A 24,361-nucleotide genomic window follows, 5' to 3' on the forward strand; every position below is an offset into this window, starting at 1 on the left:
CCGGCACGAACAGAACCCATGAGCAGCGCCGTCCCGCCCGGGGGGAGGCCATGGACGCCAGTCAATCAGCCCCCGTTCGGGTTTGGTCGGCCCCGGCGTGTGAAGCCCTTTGCAGGAGCATCCGGCGCTCGCGCGCGTTGTGGGTCAGGGAGGCCGCGCGCTCGAACTCCCGGCGTGCCTCGTCACGTCGCCCGAGCTGTCCGAGGAGATCCCCTCGCACGCTCGGCAGCAAGTGGTAGTCCCTGAGAGCACGTTCCGTCGCCAGGGCGTCCACCAGCTTCAGGCCGGCCGCCGGTCCCTGCGACTTCGAGACGGCGACCGCTCGGTTGAGCTCGACCACCGGGGACGGGGCCACCGCCATCAGTTGGCCGTACAGCGCGGCGATCGTCGTCCAGTCCGTGTCCTCGTAGCGGATCGCCTGTGCGTGGCAGGCGGCGATCGCGGCCTGGATCGAGTACGGGCCGCGGCCCGCGCGGTGCAGGGCCTCGATGCCGCGGCGGACGAGCATGCGGTTCCACTTGGAGCGGTTCTGGTCGGCGAGCAGCACCGGTGCGCCGTCGGGGTCCGTGCGGGCGGCGATACGGGAGGCCTGGAACTCCAGGAGCGCGGCCAGGCCGTGGACTTCGGGCTCCTTGGGCATCAGGCCGGCCAGGACGCGAGCCAGTCGGAGCGCGTCCTCGCACAGGGCGGGGCGCACGAGGTCGTCGCCGGCCGTCGCGGAATACCCTTCGTTGAAGATGAGGTAGATGACTTCGAGCACCGACGAGACGCGGGCCGCCCGGTCGGAGCCGTAAGGGACATCGAAGGGGACTGCGGCTTTGGCGAGTGCGCGTTTCGCGCGGACGATGCGCTGGGCGACCGTCGGCTCCGGGGTCAGGAAGGCGCGGGCGATCTCCTGTGTCGTCAGCCCGCCCAGCAATCGCAGGGTGAGCGCAATCCGGGCGTCCCCCGACAGCACGGGATGGCACGCGGTGAAGATCAGCCGCAGCAGATCGTCGTCGATGTCGTCGGTGTCCGCAGGTTCCGGCGGCGGCACGTCGTCCAGCGTCCGACCGACCTCGGCGAGCTTGCGCCGGTACGTCTCCTTGCGGCGTACGAGATCGATGGCACGGTGCTTGGCGGTGGCCATGAGCCAGGCGCCGGGCTTGTCCGGGACGCCCGACTCCGGCCATTGCTCAAGCGCGGCGACCAGGGCGTCCTGCGCGAGTTCCTCGGCGATGCCCACGTCCCGCACGATGCGGGCGGCACCTGCGATGATCCGCGCGGAATCGATCCTGAAGGCCGCTTCGACCGTTTCGGTCACGTTTGCTGCCGTCACGGTCACCCATCAGAGCAGCCGCACGGGGAGCGAGCAAGCGGGACCTGGTCAGGGGCGGGCTCAGGGCTCCGCAATCTCGCGGACCTCCGCGGTGACGGTCCAGTAGTCCTCGTGGACCTGCAGGAACCGCTTGGTCCACTCCAGGGCCTCCGCCTTGTCCTTCGCCTGGAGGATGGCATAGCCGCCGACGACCTCCTTGCTCTCTGTGAAGGGCCCGTCGGTGTAGCTGAGCTTGCCGCCGGACCAGGTGATCCGGGTGCCCTGGGAGGTCGGCGTGAGCCCGGCCGTGTCGAGCATGACTCCGGCCTTGGTGATCTCTTCCAGAAGGGCGCCCATGCGCTCCATGAGCTCGGGGCTCGGGCCCTCGGCGGGGGCGTTCTGCTCGTCGATGCGGATCAGCGAAAGGTAGCGCGGCATGGCGACTCCTCGGTCAGGAGGGCTGGGGCTTTCCCTGCCTCTCGCCCCTTGTGTCGAATGGGAGACGGCCGGATCGACACCTGCCCCGGAAATTCTTCTGAGAATGTTCCGCGGTGGCCATCGCGGTGGTCCGGCCGCGGTTCGGGGGGGCCGCGCGTCACGGAGCCGCGGCCGTGGTGCCGCGGACGATCAGGTGCGGGGCGAGGACGATCTCGCGGGGGGCGGAGCGTTCGCCGTCGAGGCGTTCGACGGCCGCTGCCACGGCGTGGTGGGCCTGCTGCCGGGCGTTCTGGCTGACGGTGGTGAGGTCGAAACAAGCGAGCCGGGAGAGGACGCTGTCGTCGTAACCGACCACGGAGACCGCGCCGGGCACGTCCACGCCCGAGCGGATCAGTGCACTGAGGAGTCCCACCGCACAGCGGTCGTTGGAGGCGACCACCGCGCTCGGCAGTCCGTCCTCCGCCAGCAGCTGGTGCGCGGCCCGGGTACCCGCCTCCTCGGTGTGGTCACCGGACAGGATCCGGATCTGCGAGGCGAGACGGCGGCGCCGCATCGCCGTACGGTATCCGCGGCGCCGGTCCGACGCGATGGTTCCCTTGCCGCCGTCGATGAAGGCGATGGACCGGTGCCCCAGCTCCACGAGGTGGTCGACGACCTGGCCGAGCCCTTCGTCGTCGGAGGCGCGCACGACGTTCAGTTGCGCGGTGGAAATCCGACGGACGACGACGACGACCGGCAGTTGGCGGTCGAGTGAGGCGAGGCGGGCGGCGGGGGCCTCGGCCCCCAGCAGGATCAGTGCTTCGGCGCGCGAATCGAGGAGCGTCTCGACGGCCTGCTTCTCGTCCCGGGTACGGGTCAGGGTGCTGAGCGCGAGATCGTAGCCGAGGCGCTCGGCCTCGGCGTAGAGGTCCTCGACCCTCGCAGCGGAGAATCCGCCCGGGTGGAGACCGACGACGTCCGGCGCGGCTCCTGGTCCCCCTACACGTATGCGGGCCTGATGCTCCGGCACACCGTCGTGCCGATGGCGACTGCGCTGCTGCTGTCACTGGCGTCCGGATGCGTCGTCGTGCTGCTCGGTGGCGGGGTACGTGCCGTGCTCGCCCCTGCGGCCGTGCCCGCGCTGGTGGCGGCGGCACTGGTCAACGCCTGTCGCGGGGCCGCCAAGCAGCATCTGATGCTGTCGCCGGCCCAGACACCGGTGGGCGGCGCGGGCCCTGCGGTGTTTCTGCTGTGGTACGCGGCCGGACCGCTGACCGCACTGGCAGCGCTGGCCGTTCCGTTCATGGTTGCGCTGCAGGCGGGGACGGCTGCGGCGGTGGGCGGCGCGGCGGCGGTGAGCGTCGCAGCCGCGAGCGGGCTGCTGCGCTGGGCGTACGTACGGGCCGGGAAGCTCACGCCCTGACCCGACCGCCTCGGGCGCTGACGGAACGTCGACCACGAGCGCGACCCTTAGGACCTGCGGTCACCCGCATTCTGGTCAAGCTCGACCTGCGGGATCGCACCCAGGCCGCGGTCTACGCGTAGGAGGAGGGCGCCTTGTGCCCGGGAGGCGCGTCGTTCCGCGGCCGGGCGTAGGGTTTCCGGCAACCTCCGTGCTGCAGCGGGGGGTTGACGCACACGCACCGGTTCGCATGCGGGCCGTACGTTCTCGTCCGCCTTGGAGGCGCCTGATGCCGGACACAGCACCCGCGGCAGGAGCCGCCGCGGACAACAACACGCCGATGGTCCCCCTGCCGGGAAGCGAACGGGCAGCTCTGGTCGGCGCGCGTGCCGTCGGCCCCGTGGGTGACGCCGAAGAGGTCGAGGTCACCCTCATCCTGCGTCGCCGGGCCGAGATCCCCTCCCGCCTCATCGAGGGCCCGGACACCATCGCGCGAGACGAACTGGCTGCACGCCATGGCGCAGACCCGTCCGACATCGACCTGGTGCGCCGTACTGCCGAGGAGCACGGCCTGCGCGTGACCGAGGCGCATGCGGCAACCCGCCGCGTCAGGCTCGCCGGGACGCTCGGCCGGCTGCGCGCAGTGGTCGAACCGGGGTCCCTCCAATGGGTCGAGAGCCCGGATCCCCACACGGGAGCATCCGTGCGTCACCGGCAGCGCGAGGGGGCCCTGCGGCTCCGCACCGGTCTGCGCGAGGTGGTAGTCGGCGTCCTCGGTCTGGACGACCGCCCGCAAGCCCGCAGTCACCTGCGCCGTCGCGCCGCCTCCGCGGCGAACCCCACCGCCTACACGCCGCCGGAACTCGGCACCGTCTATACCTTCCCGCCGGGTACGGACGGCACCGGCGAGACCCTTGCCATCATCGAGCTCGGCGGCGGCTTCGCCCAGAGCGACCTGGACACCTACTTCGCGGGGCTGTCCGTCCAGCCCGCGCCGACCGTCGTCGCCGTCGGCGTCGGCGGTGGTACCAACTCCCCACAGGGCGACCCCAGCAGCGCCGACGGCGAGGTGCTTCTCGACATCGAGGTGGCCGGGGCGCTGGCGCCCGGCGCCCGGCAGGTCGTCTACTTCGCGCCCAACACCGACCAGGGCTTCGTCGACGCCGTGACCACGGCCGTGCATGCCTCCCCCACCCCGGCGGCCGTCAGCATCAGCTGGGGCGGCAACGAGGACGGCTGGACCGCTCAGGGGCGCAGCGCGCTCAACTCGGCGCTCGCCGACGCCGCCGCACTCGGCGTCACGGTGTGCGTGGCCGCGGGGGACAACGGCAGCGGTGACGGCGCGACCGACGGACGCCCGCATGTCGACTTCCCCGCCTCCAGCCCATACGCCCTCGCCTGCGGCGGGACCCGGCTGAACGCCTCTGCCGGAGGCGCCGTCACCTCGGAGGCCGTGTGGGACAGCAACGGCGGCGGCACGGGCGGCGGCGTCAGTGATGTCTTCGCGCTGCCTTCCTGGCAGGCCGGAGTGGGTGTGCCCTCCAGCCCGTCGGGCAGCAGCGGGCGAGGCGTGCCGGACGTCGCCGCGGACGCGGACCCGGCCACCGGGTACAAGGTCTTCGTCGACGGGCAGGCTGAAGTGGTCGGCGGCACCAGCGCCGTGGCGCCGCTGTGGGCCGCGCTCACCTGCCGGCTCGTCCAGGCCCTCGGCCGCCGCCTCGGCCTCCTCCAGCCGCTGCTCTACGCGGGTGCCACGGCGGGCAGGACCGCGGAGGGCTTCCGGGACATCACCCAGGGCAGCAACGGCGTGTACCGGGCCGCCGCCGGGTGGGACCCCTGCACCGGTCTCGGCGTTCCGGACGGTGCGGCGCTGCTGGCCCGCCTGAAGAGCGGTAACCCGCAGGCCTAGTCCCGCGCTGCGGTGGCTCTTGATGTGGTCATGTGGTCTACCCCAATTTGATCCAGGCCACATGATTTCGGCGGCTTGCCCGAACCTCACGCCGGGAGGCACCCTGACATGCCTCGTATCGCCCACCGAAGTTCCCCGACCTCGGCGGCAGTTGCCGCCCTCGCCCTCACGGCGCGCTGGCCGCGGCCGGCCTGATCGCAGTGAGCGGCGGAGCACGCGCCGCCACCGCCAACCTCCTCGCCAACGGCGACTTCGAGAGCGGCAGTCTGTCGGGGTAGAGCTGTCCGACCGGCGAGGCGACCCCGGCGAACGCGGCCACTTGCCTCGCGCTGCCCAACGCCGCCTGCATCGGGGGAAGTTGGATGCTCCCGCCGGATGCCGTGCGGGACGGCGACTGGACCGTGGTCGAGGGCCTGGCCCGCCAGGCGGCAGCCCTTGGGGTCCCTGGCGAAACGAACAGACGCTGAGGGGCTCCGGGACGCAACAACGTTGCGCATGCGCGCAATTTATCTTTCTTGTCCTTCGCCTCCCCTCTTCTCTACGTTTGGGGCACCCCCCGGACGGATCGAGAGGACACCTCCGTGCCACCGAAGCGTGCCCAGCGCCAGCGGCGCTACCTCGCCTGTGAGCCCTGGTACTTCGACGTGCAGTACGCCATCAACGCCTGGATGCGCGAGGGCGTGTCGGTCGACACCGCCCTCGCGCAGGCCCAGTGGCGGAGGCTGATCCAGACATACCGCGACCTCGGGCATACGGTGGAGATCCTGCAGCCGACCGCGGGCCTGCCGGACATGGTCTTCGCCGCCAACGCGGCCCTCGTCGTGGAGGGCAAGGTTTTCGGGTCACGTTTCCACGCCGAGCAGCGTCAACCGGAAGCGGCCGCGTACGCGGCCTGGTTCAAGGCGGCGGGGTTCGACGTGCGGGAGACCGAGTCGGTGTGCGAGGGTGAGGGGGATTTCGTCCCGGTCGGTGACCACCTCCTGGCCGGGACCGGTTTTCGTACCTCGGTATCGGCGCATCAGGAAGCGCAGGAGTTCTTCGGGCTGCCGACGATCACCCTGCGCCTGGTGGACCCGCACTTCTACCACCTGGACACCGCTCTGTTCGCCCTGGACGACGAGAACATCGCCTACTATCCGGGAGCGTTCTCGCCCGGGAGCCGTGAGGCCCTCGCGCGGCTCTTCCCCGATGCCGTGATCGCGGCCCGGGAGGACGCCATGGCGTTCGGGCTGAATTCCGTCTCCGACGGATGCCACGTCGTCATCGCCCCGCAGGCAGCCGGTCTCATCGGCCAGTTGAAGCAGCGCGGATACGTTCCCGTGCCCGTCGACCTGAGCGAGTTCCACAAGGCCGGCGGCGGTGCGAAGTGCTGCACTCAGGAGATACGTCCCGGCGGCTACCAGCCGTCCGCCGACGGCAGCACCATGACCGGCCGGTAACCGGACGGGACGCGGCTTCCCGGGTCAGCTGATCCTGGCGTAGCCCGCTGGTTGCCAGGCCAGGAGGGAGAAGAGCTGGACGACGGCGGACTGAGTGAGTGTCTGCACGGGCAGGGCCGGGTCGGGAGCCCCGCCGTGATCCGCATTGAACTGGAACAGTCCGGTGGCCGGGTCGAGGTTGTCGGCCCACAACCGTTCCGCATATGCCTGGAGGAGCGCCAGACACCGCGGGTCGTGGTGGACGGAGTCCAGGAGGAGCAGGTCCTGGAAGAAATAGGCGTTGAAGATGACGGGCTGCTCGTACAGGCGGTCGCCCTGGGACCAGTAGGCGAGTGCCCCGTCGGCGTCGCTGATCGCGTTGTCCAGGAACCGCTGGTCGCCGGTGGCGTGGTACAGCTGCACCGCCGTCCCGATCATCGCACCGGAGTTGTAGCTCCAGAGCGTGGGGTCCACGGTGCCGTCGTCGCCGCGGCCGTTCCGGTAGAGCCCGGCCGACTGCATCAAGCAGGTGCGGTTCCACTGGTATGCGCGTTCCGCCCAGTGGAGATAGGTTCGCTGCCCTGTTGTCTGGTACAGCTCGACGGACAGCAGGGCGGCCAGGCCGGTGGAGTTGGCCACGCGTCCTTTGTTGCCGCTGTTCTCGATCCAGCGCTCCCCGCCGGGACAGGTGTCGCTCGGGTCGGTGTCCCAGCCGCGGGCATCTGCGGCGAAGGCCGTGCGCGCGCGGCCGATCAGGTTCCGGTCACCGGTTGCGTGGTATGCGCTGACCAGGGACAGGCCGACTTCCGCATTGTCGTCGTAGTAGAGGTCGCCGCCCTTGCCGAGAGGCGGCGGCACATAGGAGTTGTAGCCGGGGCGCGCGGGGTTGGTGGAGACGTACTGCTGCAGCGCGGCGAATCGTGAGGCGACATCAGGGCGGAAGGTGCTCTGGTTGCCGGGTATGTTCTGCAGATCAAGCGTTGCCTGGCCGGCCTCACGGAACTCCCACACGTAGGAGTAGGGATTGTGTCCCGGCGGCGTGGGGGTGGTCTCCCGGTAGAGGTCATGACCGGCGGAGCCGAGGTAGAGGTACTGCTGTAGTGCGTCGTACGAAGCGGCGGCGCGTTTCGCCCACAGTTGCGGCGTTTCGGCGGCGGAGTAGAGAGCCGGGTCGGCTGCCCTCCCTGCCCAGGCCGGAAGAGCAGCCGAGCCGCCAAGGAGTGGGGACAGCGCGGCCAGTACGACGATGATGCGTTGCGCGCGGCGACGCACTGTCATCCCACTCTCCTTGCGCAGAAAACCCCCGGCTTCAGCCGGGGGAGGAAACGCATCGTGGGCGCCGTGCGCAGAGCACCGGAGGGGCGCTCCGAATGCTCACCGGTCGATGCGTTGCGTGTCGCTGCACGCGGCCGGACACCTTGCAGTGGATACGGCCGAAAATCGAAACTAACGATAATCATTCCGAACGGCAAGGTGCGTGGGCGTGATATCAACAACACCGCGCTTCTGAAAGTGGTGAGTTGTCTGGTTTGTGCTGGCCTTGTCGAAGCGTGCGACTTCGGTAGCGGCCGGCCATCACGTCCGCGACCAAAGGGAATTCGCAGGCGGCTCCCATTCGGCGATGCCGCCTTGCCGTACCTGCGAGGCCGGTCCCGGGAATTGACGGGGATCGGGGGAGGCGTCATCCGGGCTTCGGTGTGTCGCAACGGCTGACGGGATCAGCGTGCGCTGGCCGGGAGGGCGGGGGCTTCGCGCTGCGCTCGCAGGAACGCCGCGAACGACTGCGGCGGACGCCCGCTGAGGCGCTCGGGCCCGTGAGGCCTGGCTGGCGCGGGCGCTGCAGGAGCGGTGCACCGAGGAGCAGCGCCGCACGGTCATCGAGGCGATGACGCTGCTGGACGGGGTGGCGCAGTCATGACGGTGCTCTCCGCGCGGCTGCGGGCGCAGCGGCGCACCGCGGGTCGCGGCGGATTCGACCGGAAGCTGATCGCGCCGATGATCTTGGGTTCGATCCTGAACCCGATCAACTCCTCCATGCTCGCGGTAGCCCTGATCCCGATCGGCAAAGCGTTCGGCGCTCCGCCGTCAAGCCGGTCGTCGGCGCCCTCGTCCAGATCACCGGCTGCGCCGCACTGTTGCTGGTCGGCTCCTGCAGTCCCGTCTGGATGCTCGCAACCGTCGGCGCGGTCATCGGGATCCCCCAGGGACTGAACGGGCTGGCCAACCAGAACGCCCTCTACGCCCAGGCCGATCCGTCCCGTATGGGGTCCTCGGCCGGCCTGCTGCGTACCTTCCTGTACCTCGGCGCACTTGTCGCCTCCGCCGCCAACGCCACTTTTACCGGCACGGCGCCACCACAGGCGGCCTGCATCAGCTCAGCCGGCTCCTGCTCGCCGTCGCCGCCCTGTTCCTGGTGGCGGCCCTCGCCGACCGCTCGCTGCGCCGCATCGGCCGCACCGAGCACTGACACGGCCCGTACCCAGCCCGTACCCAGCCCGCACCCAGACCATTGCCTCTCTTTTCCTCCCGTATCACGTCACACCAGAAAGGGGCGCAGCCATGGCTGTCACCACCCTCGACCCGAAGACCGCGCTCGTCGTCATCGACCTGCAGAACGGCGTCGTCGCGGCTCCCGGCACGCCGCACGCCACCACCGACGTCATCGCACGGACGGTCGAGCTCGCCGACGCCTTCCGCGCCCGACGGCTGCCCGTCGTCCTCGTCCGCGTCACCGCCGCCCCCGACGGCTCCGACAGGACCCCGGGACGCAATGAGTTCCCCCGGTCCGCTCACACCCCGCCCGCCGGCTGGGACGAGATCATCGACGACCTCGCCGGCCACCGTGAGGACATCACCGTCACCAAGCGCAACTGGTCGGCCTTCTACGGCACCGACCTCGACCTGCATCTGCGCCGCCGGGGCATCACCCAGATCGTGCTCACCGGGGTCGCCACCAGCATCGGGGTGGAGTCCACCGCCCGCGCCGCCCACGAACACGGCTACCACCTCACGCTGGCCATCGACGCCATGACGGACGTGGATGCCGACGCCCACCGCAACAGCGCCGAGAGGATCTTCCCCCGCATCGGCGAGAGCGGCACCACCGCCGACATCCTGGACCTGCTCGCCAAGACCCACCCCTGAGCCCTGCCTCCGCTGCGAGTGGGCGTCAGCGGGACCACCGGCGGTGTCCGCGCCGATGCTGCGGCTGGGGTTGCTGGGGTTGCTGGGGTTGCTGGGGGAGCGGCGGCGGCGCCGAGGGCGCGCCGTCGCTGTCCGCCGGCGGGTGGAGGCCCTCCTCGGAATAGGTCGCCGTGGCGATGGCGTCCACGATTTGTTCCTCGGTGAACTCCGCCGATCCGGGGATGTGCGGGACATAGCCGATGAGCACGCCGTCGCTGACGACTTCCGCATCGAGACCCGCCGTGCCGTCGGTGTCCCAGAGCGCCTCGGCATCCTCGTCGAGCACGACACGGATTCCGAACTCGTAGACGCCCACCTCTGCCAAGTGCGCCATCACGCCGCGGGCGCGCAGCGCCGACACCAGTCGCTTGGCGCGTTCCGAGTCCATGGCGGCCCTCCTGTACCTCATACCGTAAGCCCCGGTTCCGGCCGGCGAAACTCCTGCCGTCCTGCTCGGGGCATGCCGGGCGGCCGCCTTCGAGGCCCCGTCGCCGCGATACGGTCGCTGCGTGGCTGGCGCCCGGTTGACCACGCCCTCGTTCCTCGTGCTCGGCATCATCGACACGCTGGGCGAGGCCAGCCCGTACGACGTGAAGGTCGAGGCCGCCCGCACGGTGGCGCCGTTCTGGTCGGTGCCGCACGCGCAGGTCTACGCGCAGTGCCACCGCCTCGTCGAGGCAGGCATGCTGTCGGAGGCGCGGCAGACGGGCGGGCGGAACCGGAGGACCGACCTCACCTTCGGCGTGTTTATATCTGCCGCTGATCCTGCTGGGCGTTTCGCCGACCGCCGTGGCGTTCTGTTCCTCGGCCAATCTGGTCTACCAGTTCTGGATCCACACCGAGCGGATCCACAGGCTGCCCCGGCTCGTCGAAGCGATCTTCAACACCCCGTCGCACCACCGGGTTCACCATGCCTCCCAAGGCGGTTACCTGGACCGCAACTTCGGCGGCATCCTGATCGTCTGGGACCGGTTGTTCCGCAGCTTCGCCCCCGAGACCTACCAGCCCGTCTTCGGACTGACCAAGAACACCTCCACCTACAACCCGCTTCGCGTCGCCGCAAGAACCTGGGGCGAACGCTGGTGCTATCTCTTCCGCTGCCCGGGCTGGCGCCCCTCCGACCTGGTCGCCGATGCCAGTGGCGTGACCGGCGTCGGGCCGGTCACGCCGTGACGAATGCGCCGTGATGTGCGAGAGAGGTCAGGACGGGAGGTTCCAGACCTGGTTGGCGGCGCCGGTGCAGTCCCAGATCTGCACCTGGGTGCCGGGTGTCGTCGACCAGTTGGTGTCGTCCAGGCACTTGTTGGACTGCGGGTTGTACAACGACCCGTTGGACTGCGGTATCCAGACCTGCGATCCGGTGTTGTTGCAGTCGTAGAGGTCCACGGGTGTGCCGTCGGCGGTGCCGGCCGCGTAGACGTCCAGGCACTTGCCCAGCACATGCAGCGTCGTGCCTGCCTGGACGAACGTCCACTGCTGCGCGTTGCTGCCGTTGCAGGTGTAGACCTGGATCGGGTTGTAGTTGGCGCTGCTCGCAGAGCGGTCGTCCAGACACAGTCCGGCGTAGCCGGTGATGGGGCCGGTCGGCCCGGTGGTGCCGCCGCCGCTGCCGTTGGTCGTGTACGCCGCGACATATCCGACGCTCATCGTCCCGCCGGAGGTGGTGGAGCCGCTCGGCGTGGTGCAGCCGCACTGGCCGTTCGGGAAACCGCCGCCCATGGCGAGGTCGAAGATGATCGACATGTTGTGGTCGAAGGCCTGCTGCCAGGTGGAGGCGCCGACTTGGCTCTCGTTCACGCTGAAGTACTGCGTGCCGTCGAGGTAGAAGGTGATGGACTCGGCGGAGGTGTTCGTCCGGTCGAGGATCATCGAGTAGGTGTGGTAGCCGGTCTGGCAGCCGGGGCACGCCTGCAGGCCGCTGCCGATGCCGTTGCCCTCGTTGCACGGGCCGCCCGGATACGTGCCGCAGTGGATGGTGCCGGCGACGTCGGAGAGCGCGTTGACGTCCTCCATGATGTCGATCTCGCCGTTCTCCGGCCACTGGCCGGGTCCCAGCATCCAGAATGCGGGCCAGTAGCCGGAGCCGTTGGCCGGGTCGGGCTGCTGGATCGAGGCGGTCACCTCCAGCTTGCCGCCGGCCGGAGCACCGACATTGGCGCTTGTGGTCTGTATGCGCCCGGAGGTCCAGTTGCCGCCGTTGTTCAGGGCGGTGATGTCCAGGTGGCCGTTGCCGTCGAGGTACACGTTGCTGGTCGAGTTGGTCATGGTCTCGATCTCGCCCGTTCCGAAGTTCGAGCCGGGACCGGTGTCGTACATCCAGTTCGACGAGGAGGGCTGGCTGCCCGCCGAGCCGGAGAAGTCGTCACTGAAGACCGTGGACCACCCCGATGGCGGTGGTGGGACGGTCACGGCGTCCGCCGTGGTGGGGAAGGCCGCGAAGACGGTGAGCAGGCCCACCGCGACGAGCGCTGCTTCCCGGCGGCATTGTCCGGCGAACGAGCGCACGCGCCGGGGCACGCGCAGTCTCGCGGTATGTGCAGTATGCGGTGCCGTGTGTGGCAGCGAACCGGCCGAACCAGCCGATATACGTGGGTTCCCCTGCCGACGTCTGCTCTTCATCCCTGCTCCTCGCATCCGGTGAGCCGAGTATGGTCTGAACCATTCATGGTGCGACGTGAGTGTGGTCCTGCGCTGACGCGTCGTCAAGACGTGAATGCACGATCGTTTTGCCGGAGGCGGCAGGGGTCAAGATGTGAACGCACGCGTGAACACCCGTGCAGCGCGGTGTTCGCGGGCCAGCACGCGGAGCGAGGCGACGACGGATGGCCCGGCGGATCCTCGGACAAGCCCAGCGCCCTTCTCCTCCACCGCGCGCAGCCGGAGTTCCTGGATCGTGACGAGTGCACGGATGAACGGCCTGTTCCGCGCCTCCACCAGGTCCACGAGGCCGTATGACGCGGTGAGCCCCGTACGGATCTGCGCCGCCCGTTCCCGTACGAGCTCCCCGAGCGCCTCGCAGGCGACGCCCGCGCGGAGGGCGCCGAGGGTGACACCGTGCCGGGTGAGGGCGTCCTCGGGGATGCCGAGGCGTCCGGTGCGCAGATCCTCGGCGAGGTCGGCGAGGAAATCCAGACGCTGGCTCGCCTCGATGAAGGTCCGGCAGCCGGCGGCATAGGAATCGGCCGAGGCGCGGGGTGCGAGCAGGCAGGCGATCAGCATGAAGGCCGGGTGCGAGTAGGCGTCGACGTAGCGCCGCAGATCGCTCTCGGTTGCGAAGCCCTCCCAGTGAACCTCCTCGGGCGCACCGTCGAGATAGGTCTCGACCTGCCGTCGCAGCTGCGGGTGGCGCGTGATGGCGTCGAGCAGGGCGTGCAGGACGGGCAGGTCGGCGGAGCCGCCGTCCAGGGCTGCCCGCACCCGGCTCTCCCACGCGGTGAACGCCGCCGCGCGCTCGCTTGCCGATCCCTGGTCGATGAGGTTGTCGCTGTGATGCATGAAGGCGGTGGCGGCGATGATGTCGGGCACGCAAGGCGCCGGGAGCAGCAGGCGCACCGCCGCGTACTCGGCGCGGGCGAACCGCGCCACCAGGCGTCGCTGTTCGCTGAAGTCGCTGCGCAGCCGGGGAGCCGTGATCCCTGCCTGGTCGAGACTCCGCGACCAGCTGGTCATTCGCCTGCCCCCTCGCCTGTTGTCGATCACGCGACTCTAGCCGACCCGCCGACATGCTTTGGCCGACTCGTTCGCTTGTGTGTTCGATATTGGCGTAGTCTGGGCGCATGAGCGTCCACCTGCAGGCGTCGCTGTTCGACTCCGCCGAGGCCGCACCGCTGCGGCTCCGGGAGCTGGCAGCGCTGCGCCGCACCGAGCTGACCCACGGCGCGTGGATCGACCTGCTGCCGGGCTGGCTCACCGGCTCGGACGCGCTGTTCGAACGCTTGGCGGCGTGCGTCCCATGGAGAGCCGAGCGGCGTCAGATGTACGACAACGTCGTGAGCGTGCCCCGGCTGCTGGCGCACTACGGCGAGGGCGAGCCGCTCCCGCACCCCGTGCTCGGTGAGGCCCGCGATGCGCTCAGCGCCCATTACGCAGAGGAACTCGGCGAGCCCTTCACCACGGCCGGGCTGTGCTTCTACCGCGACGGCCGGGACAGCGTCGCCTGGCACGGCGACCGCTTCGGGCGCGGCAGCACCCAGGACACGATGGTGGCCATCCTCTCCGTCGGCGAACCCCGCCCGCTCCTCCTCCGCCCCCGATACGGCGACGCACCCCATGTGCGCCTCCCGCTCGGCCATGGCGACCTCGTGGTCATGGGCGGCAGCTGCCAGCGCACCTGGGAGCACGCCGTCCCGAAGACCGCCCGCGGCGCGGGGCCGCGCATCAGCATCCAGTTCCGCCCCCACGGTGTTCAGTAGGGCAAGGGCAGTGAGGCAGTAGTGCAGTAGGGGCGGTCGTCAGCGGAGGTGGCCGGGGCGGCGGCCCGCCGGTTGTGCGGGCTCGGGAAGGGCCGTCGGCGGTTTGACGGGGCGTGTTTGCGGGGTGTTCCTGGACACGGTCATGGTCTCTCCGTCGTGGCTGATCCGGAGGGGCTCGCCCTCCGTCAGCGCGTAGGTGACGCGGGAGTTGGTGATGTCGACGTGCAGGCACCGCCCGCGGACGAGCATGGAGAAGGCCAGCCGATTGAGCCTCTCCGGAAGTCGGGGGGCGAAATGCAGGACGTCGGCGTAGTCGCGCATGCCGCCGAAGCCGGCGACCAGCCCCATCCAGGTGCCGGCGAGGGAGGCGATGTGCAGGCCGTCACGGGTGTTCCGCTCCAGGTCCTCCAGGTCCATCAGCGCGGCCTCCCCCAGGTAGTCGTAGGCCAGCCGCAGATGGCCCACCTCGGCGGCCATGACGCACTGGACGCAGGCAGACAGGGAGGAGTCCCGGACGGTCAGCGGTTCGTAGTAGGCGAAGTTCCGGGCCTTCTGGTCGTGTTCGAATGCATCGCCGCACAGGTACATCGCCAGCACCAGATCCGCTTGTTTGATCACCTGCTTCCGGTACAGGTCGACGTAGGGGAAGTGCAGCATCAGCGGGTACTCCTCGGGCAGCGTGCCGGCGAAGTCCCAGACCTGGTGGCGGGTGAAGCCCGCCGACTGCTCATGGATGCCCAGCGCGCTGTTGTACGCCACGGTCATCGCCTTCGCCGCGTCCCGCCAGCGGGCGGTCTCCTCCTGGTCGACGCCCAGCGCCGCGGCCTCGCCGGCGTGGCGTTCGGCCGCATCGGCCGCGGCCTGCAGATTCGCCCGGGCCATCAGGTTGGTGTAGACGTTGTCGTCCGCCAGCGCGCTGTACTCGTCGGGTCCGGTGACGCCGTCGATGTGGAAGCGGCCGTGGGAGTCGTGGTGCCCCAGGGAGTGCCACAGCCGGGCCGTCTCCACCAGCAGCTCCACCCCCGTCTCCCGTTCGAAGTCCTCGTCCCCGGTGGCCGAGACATAGCGCACGACGGCGGCGGCGATGTCAGCGTTGATGTGGAAGGCGGCGGTGCCGGCCGGCCAGTAGCCCGAGCACTCGGACCCCTCGATCGTCCGCCAGGGGAAGGTCGCCCCCTTCAGCCCCAGCTGACGGGCGCGCGCACGCGCCGCCGGCAGGGTGCCCTGACGCCAGCGCAGTGCCTCGGCGACCGGCTCCGGTGAGGTGTAGGTCAGCAGCGGCAGGACGAACGTCTCGGTGTCCCAGAAGCAGTGCCCGTCGTATCCGGAGCCGGTCAGCCCCTTCGCCGGGAGTGGCCGCTGCTCGGCGCGGGCTCCGGCCTGCAGCACATGGAAAAGGGCGAAGCGGACGGCCTGCTGGATCTCGGCGTCGCCGTCGACCTCGACATCGGCGTGCCTCCAGAAGTCGTCGAGGAACTCCCGCTGCTGGTCGACCAGGCCCTGCCAGCCGGTGCTGCGCGCCCCGGCGAGCGCGGCCTCCACCTGGTCCCGGACTGCCGGGAGCGAGCGCACACCGGACCAGCCGTAGGAGACCAGCTTCTCCAGCCGGAACGTCTCGCCGGGGCCGAGGACGGTGGTGACCGTGAGGCGGCCCACGTCGTTGCTGCTCTCGCTGGAGGTCCGGGTGGGCTCCGGCCCCTGCACCACATGGTCGGCCGCGGCCGCGAGACGCAGATCGCTGCTCGCGGTGCAGTGCACCAGGCGCAGTCGCGTGCCCACGGCGGTGTGCTCTTCGGGTTGGAGCGGGGATTCCAGGGCCGCCGCGACCCGGGGGTCGCCGGTGAGCTCGGGCAGTTGCTCGTCGGCGACGAGTTCCGACTGGACGACGAGATTGACCTGGCCGTCCAGCGGCTCGACCTCGTAGGCGATCGCGGCGATGGCCCGGTGGGTGAAGGAGACCAGACGGGTGGAGCGCACACGCACCGTCCGTCCGGCCGGTGACGTCCACTCGCACACGCGATGCAGCAGCCCGGCGCGCAGGTCGAGCACCCGTTCATGTGAGCGGAGCCGCCCGTAGCGCACGTCGAACGGCTCGTCGTCGACGAGCAGCCGGATGAGTTTTCCGTTGGTCACGTTGATGACCGTCTGACCGGACTCGGGGAACCCGTAGCCGGCCTCCGCGTACGGCAGCGGATGCAGTTCGTGCACGCCGTTGAGGTAGCAGCCGGGCAGGCCGTGCGGCTCGCCCTCATCGAGGTTGCCCCGCCAGCCGACGTGCCCGTTCGACAGGGCGAAGACAGATTCGCTCTGCGCCAGGACGTCCAGATGGAGCCCCGTCTCGCGCAGGCACCAGGGCTCAACCGCATAGGCGGAGTGGCTGATCACGGCCCGGCCTCCAGCAGCTCTGCGAGGTCCTGGACGACGATGTCGGCACCGTGGGCGCGCAAGGCATCGGCCTGGCCCACACGGTCGACACCCACCACGGCCCCGAACCGGCCGGCCCGGCCGGCGTCCATACCGGCCAGGGCGTCCTCGAAAACGGCCGCCGCCGCGGGCTCGACACCGAGGTCGTGAGCGGCTTCCAGAAAGGTGTCCGGATGCGGTTTGCCCGGCAGCCTGCGCTCGGCAGCCACCACCCCGTCGATCCGCACGTCGAAGAGCTCCTCGATGCCCGCGGAAGCCAGCACGTCGCGGCAGTTGGCGCTGGAGGAGACCACCGCCGTGCTCATTCCGGCCGCTCGCACGGTCTCGACGTACCGCACCGATCCCGGATACGCCTCGACACCCTGTGTGCGGATCTTCTCCAGCACCAGGAGGTTCTTGCGGTTGCCGAGCCCGCGCACCGTCTGCAGCTGTGGCGGCTCGTCGTCGGACCCCTCGGGCAGCTCGATTCCCCTCGAGGCGAGAAAAGTGCGCACCCCGTCGGCGCGGGGACGGCCGTCGACGTACTCGTCGTAGTCGGCCACCGCATCGAAGGGGCGGAAGCCAGGACCGTCCCGCTGCCGCAGGAAGTCGTCGAAGGTCTCCTTCCACGCCGCCGCGTGGACGACGGCGGTCTTGGTCAGCACCCCGTCGAGATCGAACAGACATGCTGTGATCACGCCCGGGAGACCGAATCTCGTCATGGCCGCCACGACACATCATGGTAATTCGGGCGACGCGGGCATGCTTGTCGAGCGGGCCGTGCGCACGATCCCGTTCAGCGTGCGTGGCCGAGAGGCGGGACCGTCAGGAGCGGCCTGTAGTGGCCCTTGGGGCACGGCTCGCCGATCGGCTGGTCGTCGGCTTCGACCCAGGCATGGGCGGCGAACGGGTGGGTCCGTACGCCGGTGCACCAGGTCGGCCAGGCGTGGCGGGCCCGGCACAGCAGTGCGGTGGCGATGGAACGTTGCAGACAGTTCTGTCCCGCGCAGCGCAGGCTCACGGAGACGACCTCCTCGCGGGCGGTTCGTGCCTGTTCGGCGGTGGCCGGCGGTGCGCCGCGGCGGGCGAACTCCAGCACGCTGAGCAGCCGTGCCGGCCTGAGCCGGGCGAGCGGGCGGGCGACGCCGACGGCCAGCAGGGGCAGCAGGCGCCGCCGCAGCGGTAGTCGCCGCCTCTCGTCGAGGGCGACGGGAACACTCATGGGGCCACCACCACTTCGGCGGCGCGCAGTTGGTGGATGACGGCGCTGACATCGTGCTCGGCCCGTTGCGGTGCGATGCCGTGGGCTGCAGCGAAGGCGGTGGCGATGGTCTCGGGCGATTCCCCGTCGAGGAGCCGGTGCAGCACCTGTCTGCCGGTGATGTTGAGTTGCCAGTAACGGCCGGTGCGCTGGTGCAGCAGCACGGTTCCGTCGTCGGTGTCCGTCATGGATACGTCAGGATGGAGCCGCATGCGTGTCACACCTCCGAGGGGGCGGCGCCGGGTGCGCGGCGAGTGGCCGTGGCTGTGGCCGTGCGCAGCCAGGTTTCGCAGCCGAGCAGGTTTTCCAGCGTTTGGGTTGTCGTGTTGTCCGGTTGGGGAGCGGTCAGCCGCGCGCGGAGCGTGGCGGGCGCGATCAGTCCGCGGTCCGCCAGCGCGGAGTCGGCGAACGTCTGCAGGATCGCGGGGAGGTTGCGGCGCAGCCCCCTGCGGATGTCCTTGCCGAATTCGCCCTTCGTGGACCGCCGCAGCACCTCCTCGGGCACGATGCCGCGCATCGCATCGGCCAGCAGCGGCTTGAACCGCCACGGTCCCGCGTGTTCGTGCGCCGCGACGCGCAGGGTTGCTTCGAGCACGCCGTCGTCCAGGTACGGCATGTCCAGTTCCACACCGGACTCGGCGTACAGCTGCCCCAGCAGCCGATAGCTGGCGGTGTTGGAACGGACCATGAGCAGCACCTGATGCGTCGCCAGATCATCGGCGAGCGGCTGCGCCTGCCCGGCGGTACGGCGCAGCGCCTCGCGGACGCCGACCGGGCAGTGCCCGATCACCGCCAGCCGTGTGGGACCCGCCGCAGCCACCAACACCCGCTCGGGCGGCCACTCACCCACCAGCCACGGCCTCCCGGACGCATGCGCCAGCATCCGAGGGTTCCCGAACGGCACGAGCGCCTGAACTTCCGCGGCGTCGGCGGTGTCCGGCAGGACCACGAACCCAGCACTCACCTTTGCCATTTCCCCCGCCGCCGGTTCGATTTCGGCAGTCAATGAGAGTCAATAGAGTCAATGATAGTCAATGAGAGAAGGGTCAATAAGAGTCGGTGAGAATCAATGATGTTCGGTGAGGACCGGGCTTCGCGTGCCGAAGCCCGGTCCTCACTGCTGATTGCTGCGCACCTTCTGCGCGTCGGTCACCAGTAGTAGCTGATGAACCAGTCAGGCGCCGTGCCATTCCAGCTGCCCAACGTGTCCTCGATGAACTCTCCGACGGTGACCGGCGCCGGCGGCATGTACTCCGCGGGCAACTGCTCCGACTTCTCGTCCATCACAACCTCCCCCTACGGTGAACGTGGGTTAAACACGCGCCGCAATCTAGCATCGGATGTCTCCAAGGTCAGGTGATGTGCGTCACATCCATTCATTGGCGGCTCGGAAGAGGTATTCGCGGCATGTCAAGGTATGCATCCAGCCATACTGGTGACGGCAGAAAACATGGCACCATGGCCGGTGAACCGTTGAACAGGGGAAGCAGGGGGAAGAGTGAGCACACATCATTCCGCACACACCGACCGGTACAGCACTGGCCTGCTGAGCAAGGATTCTCCGAAGGAACGCGCGCGCCTGGAGTCCATCCAGCGGAACGTGGACGCCTACACCACCGCCGTCCTCCGGGATCTTCCCATAGCGCCGTCCGGCCGCTGCCTTGAGCTGGGTGCGGGCGCCGGTTCCATCGCCTACTGGCTCGCCGGCCACTTTCCCGACGGCCATGTGGTGGCCGCCGACATCGACACCCGCTATCTCGACGCGAGCCGGGCCACCAACCTCGACGTGCACGAAATCGACGTCACCCGCGACGACTACATGCCGGGCAGCTTCGACCTCATCCACGCGCGCTATCTCTTCTGCCATCTGCCCGCGCGGGACGAGGTGATGGCGCGTGCCGTCGAATGGCTCGCCCCAGGAGGCTGGCTTGTCGTCGAGGAGCCGTATCTGCTGCCGGCGAGCACCTCTCCCTTCCCTTTGGTGCAACGTCTCATGGCCGCCTATCAGCACAAGTACGCCGAGCACGGGGCCGACATGACATGGGCGCGCGGTGTTCCCGCGCTGCTTTCCCGCAACGGCCTGACCGATGTGGCGTTCTCGGGGAATCTCGGCTGCATGGGATGCCTCGGCAAGGACCGCTGGTCCCCGCTCATCAGTCAGGCGGGTCCGTCCCTCGTCGCCGACGGCCTCATCACGGAAACCGAGCTCACCGAGTTCTTCGAGCTGCTGAGCGACCCGGCCTTCGTCGACATCCCCCAGGTCACCATCGCCGCGTGGGGCCGACGCCCGTCCGGCCGACTACCGGAAGCGGGAGACGAACCGGCGTTGCCAGGCAGTCTCCACGGCGCGTGACGCGTAGTGCTCCCGGATGTAGGCGATCGCCTCACGGCCGGGCAAGCCGTCGAGAACGACGAGGCATGCCAGCGCCGTGCCGGTCCGTCCATACCCGCCGCCGCAGGCGATCTCGACGCGTTCGGTTGCAGCGCGCGCCCATGCCTCGTGCAGCGCATCCGCGGCAGCCGTCGGGTCGGACGGCAGCCAGATGTCCGGCCAGCGAACCCACAGGGCCTCCCAGCCGACGGGGGGTGGGCGGTGTCCGAGCAGATACAGCGCGAAGGTGGGCGCCGGCCCTTCCGGGAGGGGGCGGCGCAGTCCCCGGCCGCGAACTCGCCGGCCCGAGGGCAGTTGCAGCACACCCGCCGTCGTGGGCTCCCAGGTACCGGTCACGGCGCCGAGCGTAGCGATCAGCCGAACCCACCTGTGAGGAGCCGTGGCACCGGCGCCGGAGTGTGACGAATCACAGACAACGTGTGCTGGGCTTTAGGTAGCGTCAACTGCATTACTGGCCAGTCAAGTTGGGGATCAGATGAGCACTCTGCAAGCCGTGACCCTTGACCGCGTGGTCGACATGGCCCAATACCCCTTGTCGGAGCCCGACAGCGCCGAGGGGCAGGCCGTCATCGCCCGGGCCCGGCGCGAACTGTCGACGCTCGGCTGTACCGTGCTGCCGGACTTCATCCGCTCTTCGTTCCGCGATGTCCTGCGGCAGGAGTGCGCCGCATTCGCCCCACGGGCCCACTTCGACGTCGAAACGGTCAACGTCTACAACATCGCCGTGGACTCGGAGCTCCCCGACGACCACCCTGGCCGCAGAAGCTTCGAGCGGGGAAACGCCTTCGTCGCCCGCGACCACATCCCCGCGGACTGCATCATCAGCCTGCTCTACTCCCACGAACCGTTCCAGAGCTTCGTCGCCCGCTGCTTCGGCCTACCGCAGCTGCACCGGCTGGCGGACCCACTCTCCGGACTCGTCCTCAACGTCGTCGCCCCCGGCAGGGAGCACCCCTGGCACTTCGACACCAACGAGTTCACCGTGAGCATGCTCACCCAGGAGGCCGAATCCGGCGGCGTCTTCGAGTACTGCCCGAACATCAGGAGCGGGGCGTGCGAGAACTTCGACGACGTACGGGCCGTACTGGACGGCAAGGGAGACCGGTTGACCCGTCGCCTCGCCCTGAAGCCGGGCGACCTCCAGCTGTTCAAGGGCCGGTACTCGCTGCACCGGGTGAGCCCCGTGCGAGGCGAGATCGCCCGCCACTCGGCGATATTCGCCTACAGCGAGCGCCCCGGCGTCATCGGGAGCGCGGCACGGACCCAGCAGCTCTTCGGCCGCGTACTGCCCGAACACCTTCAGGCCGAGGGCCGTGCCGTGCGCGGGGACGCGCTGCTCGACTAGGACCTGGCGTAACACTCGGTCGCCGTAGGCCGTTTCCCCACTGTGCGTTCCACGGAGGAGCAACCCCCTTGCGTTTCGACTCGACCGGAAAAGTCTCGCTCGACCACATCTACACCCAGCCCGATCCGCGCGCGTACTTCACCGTGCTGCGCGGGCTCGACTACGGCGTTCCGCAGCGCGCGAAGCCCTACTTCGCCAAGCTGATCGAGGAGTACCGGGAGTCGCAGCGCGTACCGGTCCCGAAAGTGCTCGACATCGGCTGCTCGTACGGGATCAACGCCGCCCTGCTGAAATACGACGCGACGATGGACGAACTGTACGACCGCTACGGGAATGGAGGTGCGAACGGTGGCGCGAGCGGCGGCATCGACGCGAGGACGCGCGAGGCACTGCTCGCCCACGACCGGGAGCTGTCCCGCTCGCGCCGGCCCGCACTGCGTACCCGCTTCGTCGGTCTCGACGCCTCCGCAAGCGCGCTGGCGTATGCGCTCGAAGCGGGGTTTCTCGACGACGCGATCCACGCCGACCTGGAGGAGCACGACCCCACCCCGCTTCAGCGTGCCCGGCTCGCCGGAACGGACCTGGTGATCTCGACGGGCTGCCTCGGATACGTCACGGAACGGACGCTCACCCGCGTCGTCAGAGCCCAGAGCGGCGGCCGGCCCTGGATGGCCCACTTCCTGCTGCGGATGTTCCCCATCGACCCCGTCGACCGGGCCCTGGCCAGGCTCGGATATCGCACCGTCCCCGTGGGAGAGGCGGTCAGGCAGCGGCGGTTCGCCTCCGCGGAGGAGCAGGAGCTCGTCCTCGGGACGATGTCGTCGGCCGGGGTGGATGCGAAGGGCATGGAGGAGGAAGGCTGGCTGTACGCACAGCTCTACATATCCCGGCCGTCAGGCCCTGAGGACACCCCAGGACCCCACCGCCCCCACGATCTCCACGATCTCCACGACCTCCACGACCCCCACGATCCGAATCGGGAACAGAATTGATCATGAGCCAGGGAACGGCAGCCACCCCGACCTTCGCCCTCGAGGACACCCTGCCGCGCGTGCCGCTGCCCACGCTGGAGGAGAGCTGTGAGAGGTTCCTCGCCTGGTGCGCGCCGCTGCTGACCGAGGCGGAGCTGGCGGCGACCGAGGCGGAGGTCGCCGCCTTCCTGCGGCCCGGCGGCCCCGGCCGGATGCTGCACGCGGCGCTGGAGGAGTACGACGCCACCGAAGGCGTGCACAGCTGGCTCGACACCTTCTGGCCCTACCGATACCTGGGCCGCCGGGACAGGATCGCGCTCAACGCCAACTTCTTCTTCCTGTTCCGCGACTCGGACCTGCCACAGGTCGAACGGGCCGCTGGGCTCATCGCCGCGGCCGTCCACTACAAGCGCCGGCTCGACCGGGAGCTCATCGAGCCGGTGGTGCAGCGCGGGCAGCCCCAGTCGATGGAGCAGAACAAGTTCCTCTTCTCCACCACACGGATTCCCGGGACGGAACAGGACACCGTCCGCGCCCCCTACACCGATCAGTGGCCCGGCCCCTCCGAAGCGCGGCACATCGTGGTGTTCTTCCGCGGCGCCATGTTCCGGATGGACGTGCTCGGCCCCGACGGCGTGCCGCACAGCCTGGCCGACCTCGAAGCGGGACTGCGCGCCGTGATGAAGGCCGCAGCCGAGCGGCCCGTCGCCGCGGATGCCCCGGTGGGCCACCTGACCACCATGGCCCGCGCGCAGTGGGCGGCCGCACGACAGTCCCTGCTCGCCTGCGACCCCGGCAACGCGGAGGCGCTGGACGCGGTCGAGACCGCGCTGTTCTGCCTCTGCCTGGAGGACTGCGCGCCTGCCGACACTCAGCAGGCCTGCGACCAGCTGCTCTACGGTGACGGCGGCAACCGCTGGTTCGACAAGGCCCTCTCCCTGATCGTGTTCGGCGACGGCCGGGCGGGCATCAACGTGGAGCACTGCGGCCTCGACGGAACCACCATCCTCGGCTTCGTCGACGCCCTGCTCGACACCCCCGCCGAGGAGCAGTCCCGACGGTCAGGGGCCCGCACTCAGGGCCCGCCGAAGCCGTCGCCCGTCGTCTTCGAGCTCGACGAGGCCCTGCGGGCGCACGTGCGCTCCGCCGCCGACGCCTTCGCCGCGTACGGGAAGAACACCGCCACCGCCATCGTGTCGTTCGAGGACTTCGGCAGCAACACAGCCAAGGCGCTCGGTGTCTCGCCCGACGCGTTCGTTCAGTGCGCCTACCAGCTCGCCCACCGGCGCGCCAAAGGCCACCTGGGTGCCACGTACGAGTCGATCGCCACTCGGCAGTGGCGGCGCGGGCGGACCGAGGCGATGCGTGTCGTCACCGCCGAGATGCAGCGGTTCGCGGCGGCTATGGACGATCCGGCGGCGCACGCGGACGCCCGGCGCTCCGCGTTCCGGGCCGCCGCCGAGAAACATGTGGCGCGCGCGAAGGAGTGCCAGGCCGGGCAGGCGCCCGAGCAGCACCTGTGGGAGCTGGAGCTGATCCAGCGCAGGCGCGGAACGGAGCTGGGGGTGACCGAACAACCCGCCCTGTACCGCAGCCCGGGCTGGCTCACGATGCGCGACGACTATCTGAGCACCAGTTCCGCGCCGTCCGCCAACATCCAGTACTTCGGCTTCGGTTCGACCAGCAGCCGCTGCATCGGCGTCGCTTATGTACTGCTGCCCGAGCGGCTCAACCTCTACCTGAGCACGCCGCTGCCGGTGGCGGGCGAGATGCGCGCGTTCGCCGACAGCCTCCGCGCGGCGGTCGGCGAACTGTGTGAGCTGATGGCGGCGGATCACGGATAGCGGGTCAGGTCCGCCACAGTGCTGCTGGAGCCGGACGGAGCGCCGGTGCCGTTGACGACATGGTTGATCGTCCCCCTTCTTCGGAGGGAGACGGTCACCATGTCGTG

At 69.7% G+C, this 24,361-nt stretch carries 23 protein-coding genes and 3 pseudogenes; 12 read left to right on the forward strand and 14 right to left on the reverse strand.

All coding sequences use genetic code 11. The features are described from left to right. Nucleotides 1–61: 61 nt before the first annotated feature. The 3 genes from NGB36_RS02425 to NGB36_RS02435 form a co-directional block, all read right to left on the reverse strand. Nucleotides 62–1,318 carry an RNA polymerase sigma factor gene (locus NGB36_RS02425; protein ID WP_255918329.1) on the reverse strand — a complete coding sequence of 419 codons (1,257 nt, stop codon included), beginning with the start codon at nucleotides 1,316–1,318 and terminating at the stop codon, nucleotides 62–64. Between the two features lie 60 nt (nucleotides 1,319–1,378). Next, complete coding sequence (locus tag NGB36_RS02430; protein WP_255918330.1) at nucleotides 1,379–1,735, reverse strand: YciI family protein; 357 nt, start codon at nucleotides 1,733–1,735, stop codon at nucleotides 1,379–1,381. Between the two features lie 157 nt (nucleotides 1,736–1,892). Further along, nucleotides 1,893–2,744, reverse strand: a complete 852-nt coding sequence (locus tag NGB36_RS02435; protein ID WP_255918331.1) for a LacI family DNA-binding transcriptional regulator — start codon at nucleotides 2,742–2,744, stop codon at nucleotides 1,893–1,895. 12 nt (nucleotides 2,745–2,756) lie between these two features. Here NGB36_RS02435 and NGB36_RS02440 point away from each other — a divergent pair, with 12 nt between their 5' ends. The 4 genes and pseudogenes from NGB36_RS02440 (at nucleotide 2,757) to ddaH (ending at nucleotide 6,464) form a co-directional block, all read left to right on the forward strand. Beyond that, complete coding sequence (locus NGB36_RS02440) at nucleotides 2,757–3,137, forward strand: hypothetical protein (RefSeq protein ID WP_255918332.1); 381 nt, start codon at nucleotides 2,757–2,759, stop codon at nucleotides 3,135–3,137. 268 nt (nucleotides 3,138–3,405) lie between these two features. Beyond that, complete coding sequence (locus NGB36_RS02445) at nucleotides 3,406–5,025, forward strand: S53 family peptidase (RefSeq protein ID WP_255918333.1); 1,620 nt, start codon at nucleotides 3,406–3,408, stop codon at nucleotides 5,023–5,025. Nucleotides 5,026–5,306: 281 nt separating this feature from the next. Further along, a pseudogene (locus tag NGB36_RS02450) lies at nucleotides 5,307–5,492 on the forward strand (keto-deoxy-phosphogluconate aldolase); the annotation flags it as partial. Between the two features lie 114 nt (nucleotides 5,493–5,606). Further along, nucleotides 5,607–6,464 carry a dimethylargininase gene (gene ddaH / locus NGB36_RS02455; protein ID WP_255918334.1) on the forward strand — a complete coding sequence of 286 codons (858 nt, stop codon included), beginning with the start codon at nucleotides 5,607–5,609 and terminating at the stop codon, nucleotides 6,462–6,464. 24 nt (nucleotides 6,465–6,488) lie between these two features. Here ddaH and NGB36_RS02460 read toward each other — a convergent pair whose 3' ends face one another. Then, nucleotides 6,489–7,721, reverse strand: a complete 1,233-nt coding sequence (locus tag NGB36_RS02460; RefSeq protein WP_255918335.1) for a glycoside hydrolase family 76 protein — start codon at nucleotides 7,719–7,721, stop codon at nucleotides 6,489–6,491. Nucleotides 7,722–8,515: 794 nt separating this feature from the next. On the opposite strand from NGB36_RS02460, the pseudogene NGB36_RS33640 reads away from it, so the two are divergent. Beyond that, nucleotides 8,516–8,910, forward strand: a pseudogene (locus NGB36_RS33640) (MFS transporter); the annotation flags it as partial. A 92-nt stretch (nucleotides 8,911–9,002) separates the two neighbouring features. Beyond that, nucleotides 9,003–9,587, forward strand: coding sequence for an isochorismatase family protein (locus NGB36_RS02470; RefSeq protein ID WP_255918336.1), 585 nt, complete (start codon nucleotides 9,003–9,005; stop codon nucleotides 9,585–9,587). Between the two features lie 25 nt (nucleotides 9,588–9,612). Here the strand turns inward: NGB36_RS02470 and NGB36_RS02475 are convergent, their stop codons facing one another. Next, nucleotides 9,613–10,014: a hypothetical protein gene (locus tag NGB36_RS02475; protein ID WP_255918337.1), complete on the reverse strand. Its 402-nt coding sequence runs from the start codon at nucleotides 10,012–10,014 to the stop codon at nucleotides 9,613–9,615. Nucleotides 10,015–10,376: 362 nt separating this feature from the next. On the opposite strand from NGB36_RS02475, the pseudogene NGB36_RS02480 reads away from it, so the two are divergent. Continuing rightward, nucleotides 10,377–10,799: pseudogene (locus NGB36_RS02480) on the forward strand (sterol desaturase family protein); the annotation flags it as partial. 27 nt (nucleotides 10,800–10,826) lie between these two features. Here NGB36_RS02480 and NGB36_RS02485 read toward each other — a convergent pair. Both NGB36_RS02485 and NGB36_RS02490 read right to left on the reverse strand, forming a co-directional pair. After that, the gene (locus NGB36_RS02485; protein ID WP_255918338.1) at nucleotides 10,827–12,143 is read right to left on the reverse strand and encodes a ricin-type beta-trefoil lectin domain protein; all 1,317 of its coding nucleotides are present in this window, start codon (nucleotides 12,141–12,143) and stop codon (nucleotides 10,827–10,829) included. A gap of 228 nt (nucleotides 12,144–12,371) precedes the next feature. Continuing rightward, the gene (locus tag NGB36_RS02490) at nucleotides 12,372–13,295 is read right to left on the reverse strand and encodes a phytoene/squalene synthase family protein (RefSeq protein WP_255918339.1); all 924 of its coding nucleotides are present in this window, start codon (nucleotides 13,293–13,295) and stop codon (nucleotides 12,372–12,374) included. Nucleotides 13,296–13,402: 107 nt separating this feature from the next. On the opposite strand from NGB36_RS02490, the gene NGB36_RS02495 reads away from it, so the two are divergent. Beyond that, nucleotides 13,403–14,038 carry an alpha-ketoglutarate-dependent dioxygenase AlkB gene (locus NGB36_RS02495; RefSeq protein ID WP_255918340.1) on the forward strand — a complete coding sequence of 212 codons (636 nt, stop codon included), beginning with the start codon at nucleotides 13,403–13,405 and terminating at the stop codon, nucleotides 14,036–14,038. 39 nt (nucleotides 14,039–14,077) lie between these two features. Here NGB36_RS02495 and NGB36_RS02500 read toward each other — a convergent pair whose 3' ends face one another. From NGB36_RS02500 to NGB36_RS02525, 6 genes are all read right to left on the reverse strand, one after another. Continuing rightward, on the reverse strand, nucleotides 14,078–16,423 hold the full coding sequence (locus NGB36_RS02500) for a glycoside hydrolase family 65 protein (protein WP_255918341.1): 2,346 nt from the start codon (nucleotides 16,421–16,423) through the stop codon (nucleotides 14,078–14,080). Next, on the reverse strand, nucleotides 16,420–17,163 hold the full coding sequence (locus NGB36_RS02505) for a beta-phosphoglucomutase family hydrolase (protein ID WP_255918342.1): 744 nt from the start codon (nucleotides 17,161–17,163) through the stop codon (nucleotides 16,420–16,422). The genes NGB36_RS02500 and NGB36_RS02505 overlap by 4 nt, the downstream gene beginning before the upstream one ends. 74 nt (nucleotides 17,164–17,237) lie before the next feature. Continuing rightward, nucleotides 17,238–17,663: a lasso peptide biosynthesis B2 protein gene (locus NGB36_RS02510; RefSeq protein WP_255918343.1), complete on the reverse strand. Its 426-nt coding sequence runs from the start codon at nucleotides 17,661–17,663 to the stop codon at nucleotides 17,238–17,240. After that, nucleotides 17,660–17,914, reverse strand: coding sequence for a lasso peptide biosynthesis PqqD family chaperone (locus NGB36_RS02515; protein ID WP_255918344.1), 255 nt, complete (start codon nucleotides 17,912–17,914; stop codon nucleotides 17,660–17,662). Before NGB36_RS02515 ends, NGB36_RS02510 begins: the two co-directional genes overlap by 4 nt. 5 nt (nucleotides 17,915–17,919) lie before the next feature. Further along, complete coding sequence (locus NGB36_RS02520) at nucleotides 17,920–18,666, reverse strand: asparagine synthase-related protein (protein ID WP_505016735.1); 747 nt, start codon at nucleotides 18,664–18,666, stop codon at nucleotides 17,920–17,922. Between the two features lie 185 nt (nucleotides 18,667–18,851). After that, entirely contained in the window at nucleotides 18,852–18,986 is a 135-nt protein-coding gene (locus NGB36_RS02525; RefSeq protein WP_255918345.1) for a hypothetical protein, read from the reverse strand. 214 nt (nucleotides 18,987–19,200) lie between these two features. Here NGB36_RS02525 and NGB36_RS02530 point away from each other — a divergent pair, with 214 nt between their 5' ends. Further along, nucleotides 19,201–20,055, forward strand: a complete 855-nt coding sequence (locus NGB36_RS02530; protein WP_255918346.1) for a class I SAM-dependent methyltransferase — start codon at nucleotides 19,201–19,203, stop codon at nucleotides 20,053–20,055. On the opposite strand, the gene NGB36_RS02535 is transcribed toward NGB36_RS02530, so the two are convergent. Next, nucleotides 20,002–20,430, reverse strand: coding sequence for a protein-tyrosine phosphatase family protein (locus NGB36_RS02535; protein WP_255918347.1), 429 nt, complete (start codon nucleotides 20,428–20,430; stop codon nucleotides 20,002–20,004). The two genes, NGB36_RS02530 and NGB36_RS02535, sit on opposite strands and share 54 nt — an antisense overlap. A 139-nt stretch (nucleotides 20,431–20,569) precedes the next feature. Between NGB36_RS02535 and NGB36_RS02540 the strand changes: the two genes are divergently transcribed. From NGB36_RS02540 to NGB36_RS02550, 3 genes are all read left to right on the forward strand, one after another. After that, complete coding sequence (locus tag NGB36_RS02540) at nucleotides 20,570–21,439, forward strand: HalD/BesD family halogenase (RefSeq protein ID WP_308288795.1); 870 nt, start codon at nucleotides 20,570–20,572, stop codon at nucleotides 21,437–21,439. A 68-nt stretch (nucleotides 21,440–21,507) separates the two neighbouring features. Then, nucleotides 21,508–22,431 (forward strand): class I SAM-dependent methyltransferase, encoded by a 924-nt coding sequence (locus NGB36_RS02545; RefSeq protein ID WP_255918349.1) that lies wholly within the window; start codon nucleotides 21,508–21,510, stop codon nucleotides 22,429–22,431. A 2-nt stretch (nucleotides 22,432–22,433) separates the two neighbouring features. Continuing rightward, a complete protein-coding gene (locus tag NGB36_RS02550; protein ID WP_255918350.1) occupies nucleotides 22,434–24,254 on the forward strand; it encodes a choline/carnitine O-acyltransferase in 1,821 nt (606 codons plus the stop codon). Nucleotides 24,255–24,361: the final 107 nt, after the last annotated feature.

The sequence above is a fragment of the Streptomyces humicola genome (assembly GCF_024436035.1).
Taxonomy (GTDB): domain Bacteria; phylum Actinomycetota; class Actinomycetes; order Streptomycetales; family Streptomycetaceae; genus Streptantibioticus_B; species Streptantibioticus_B humicola.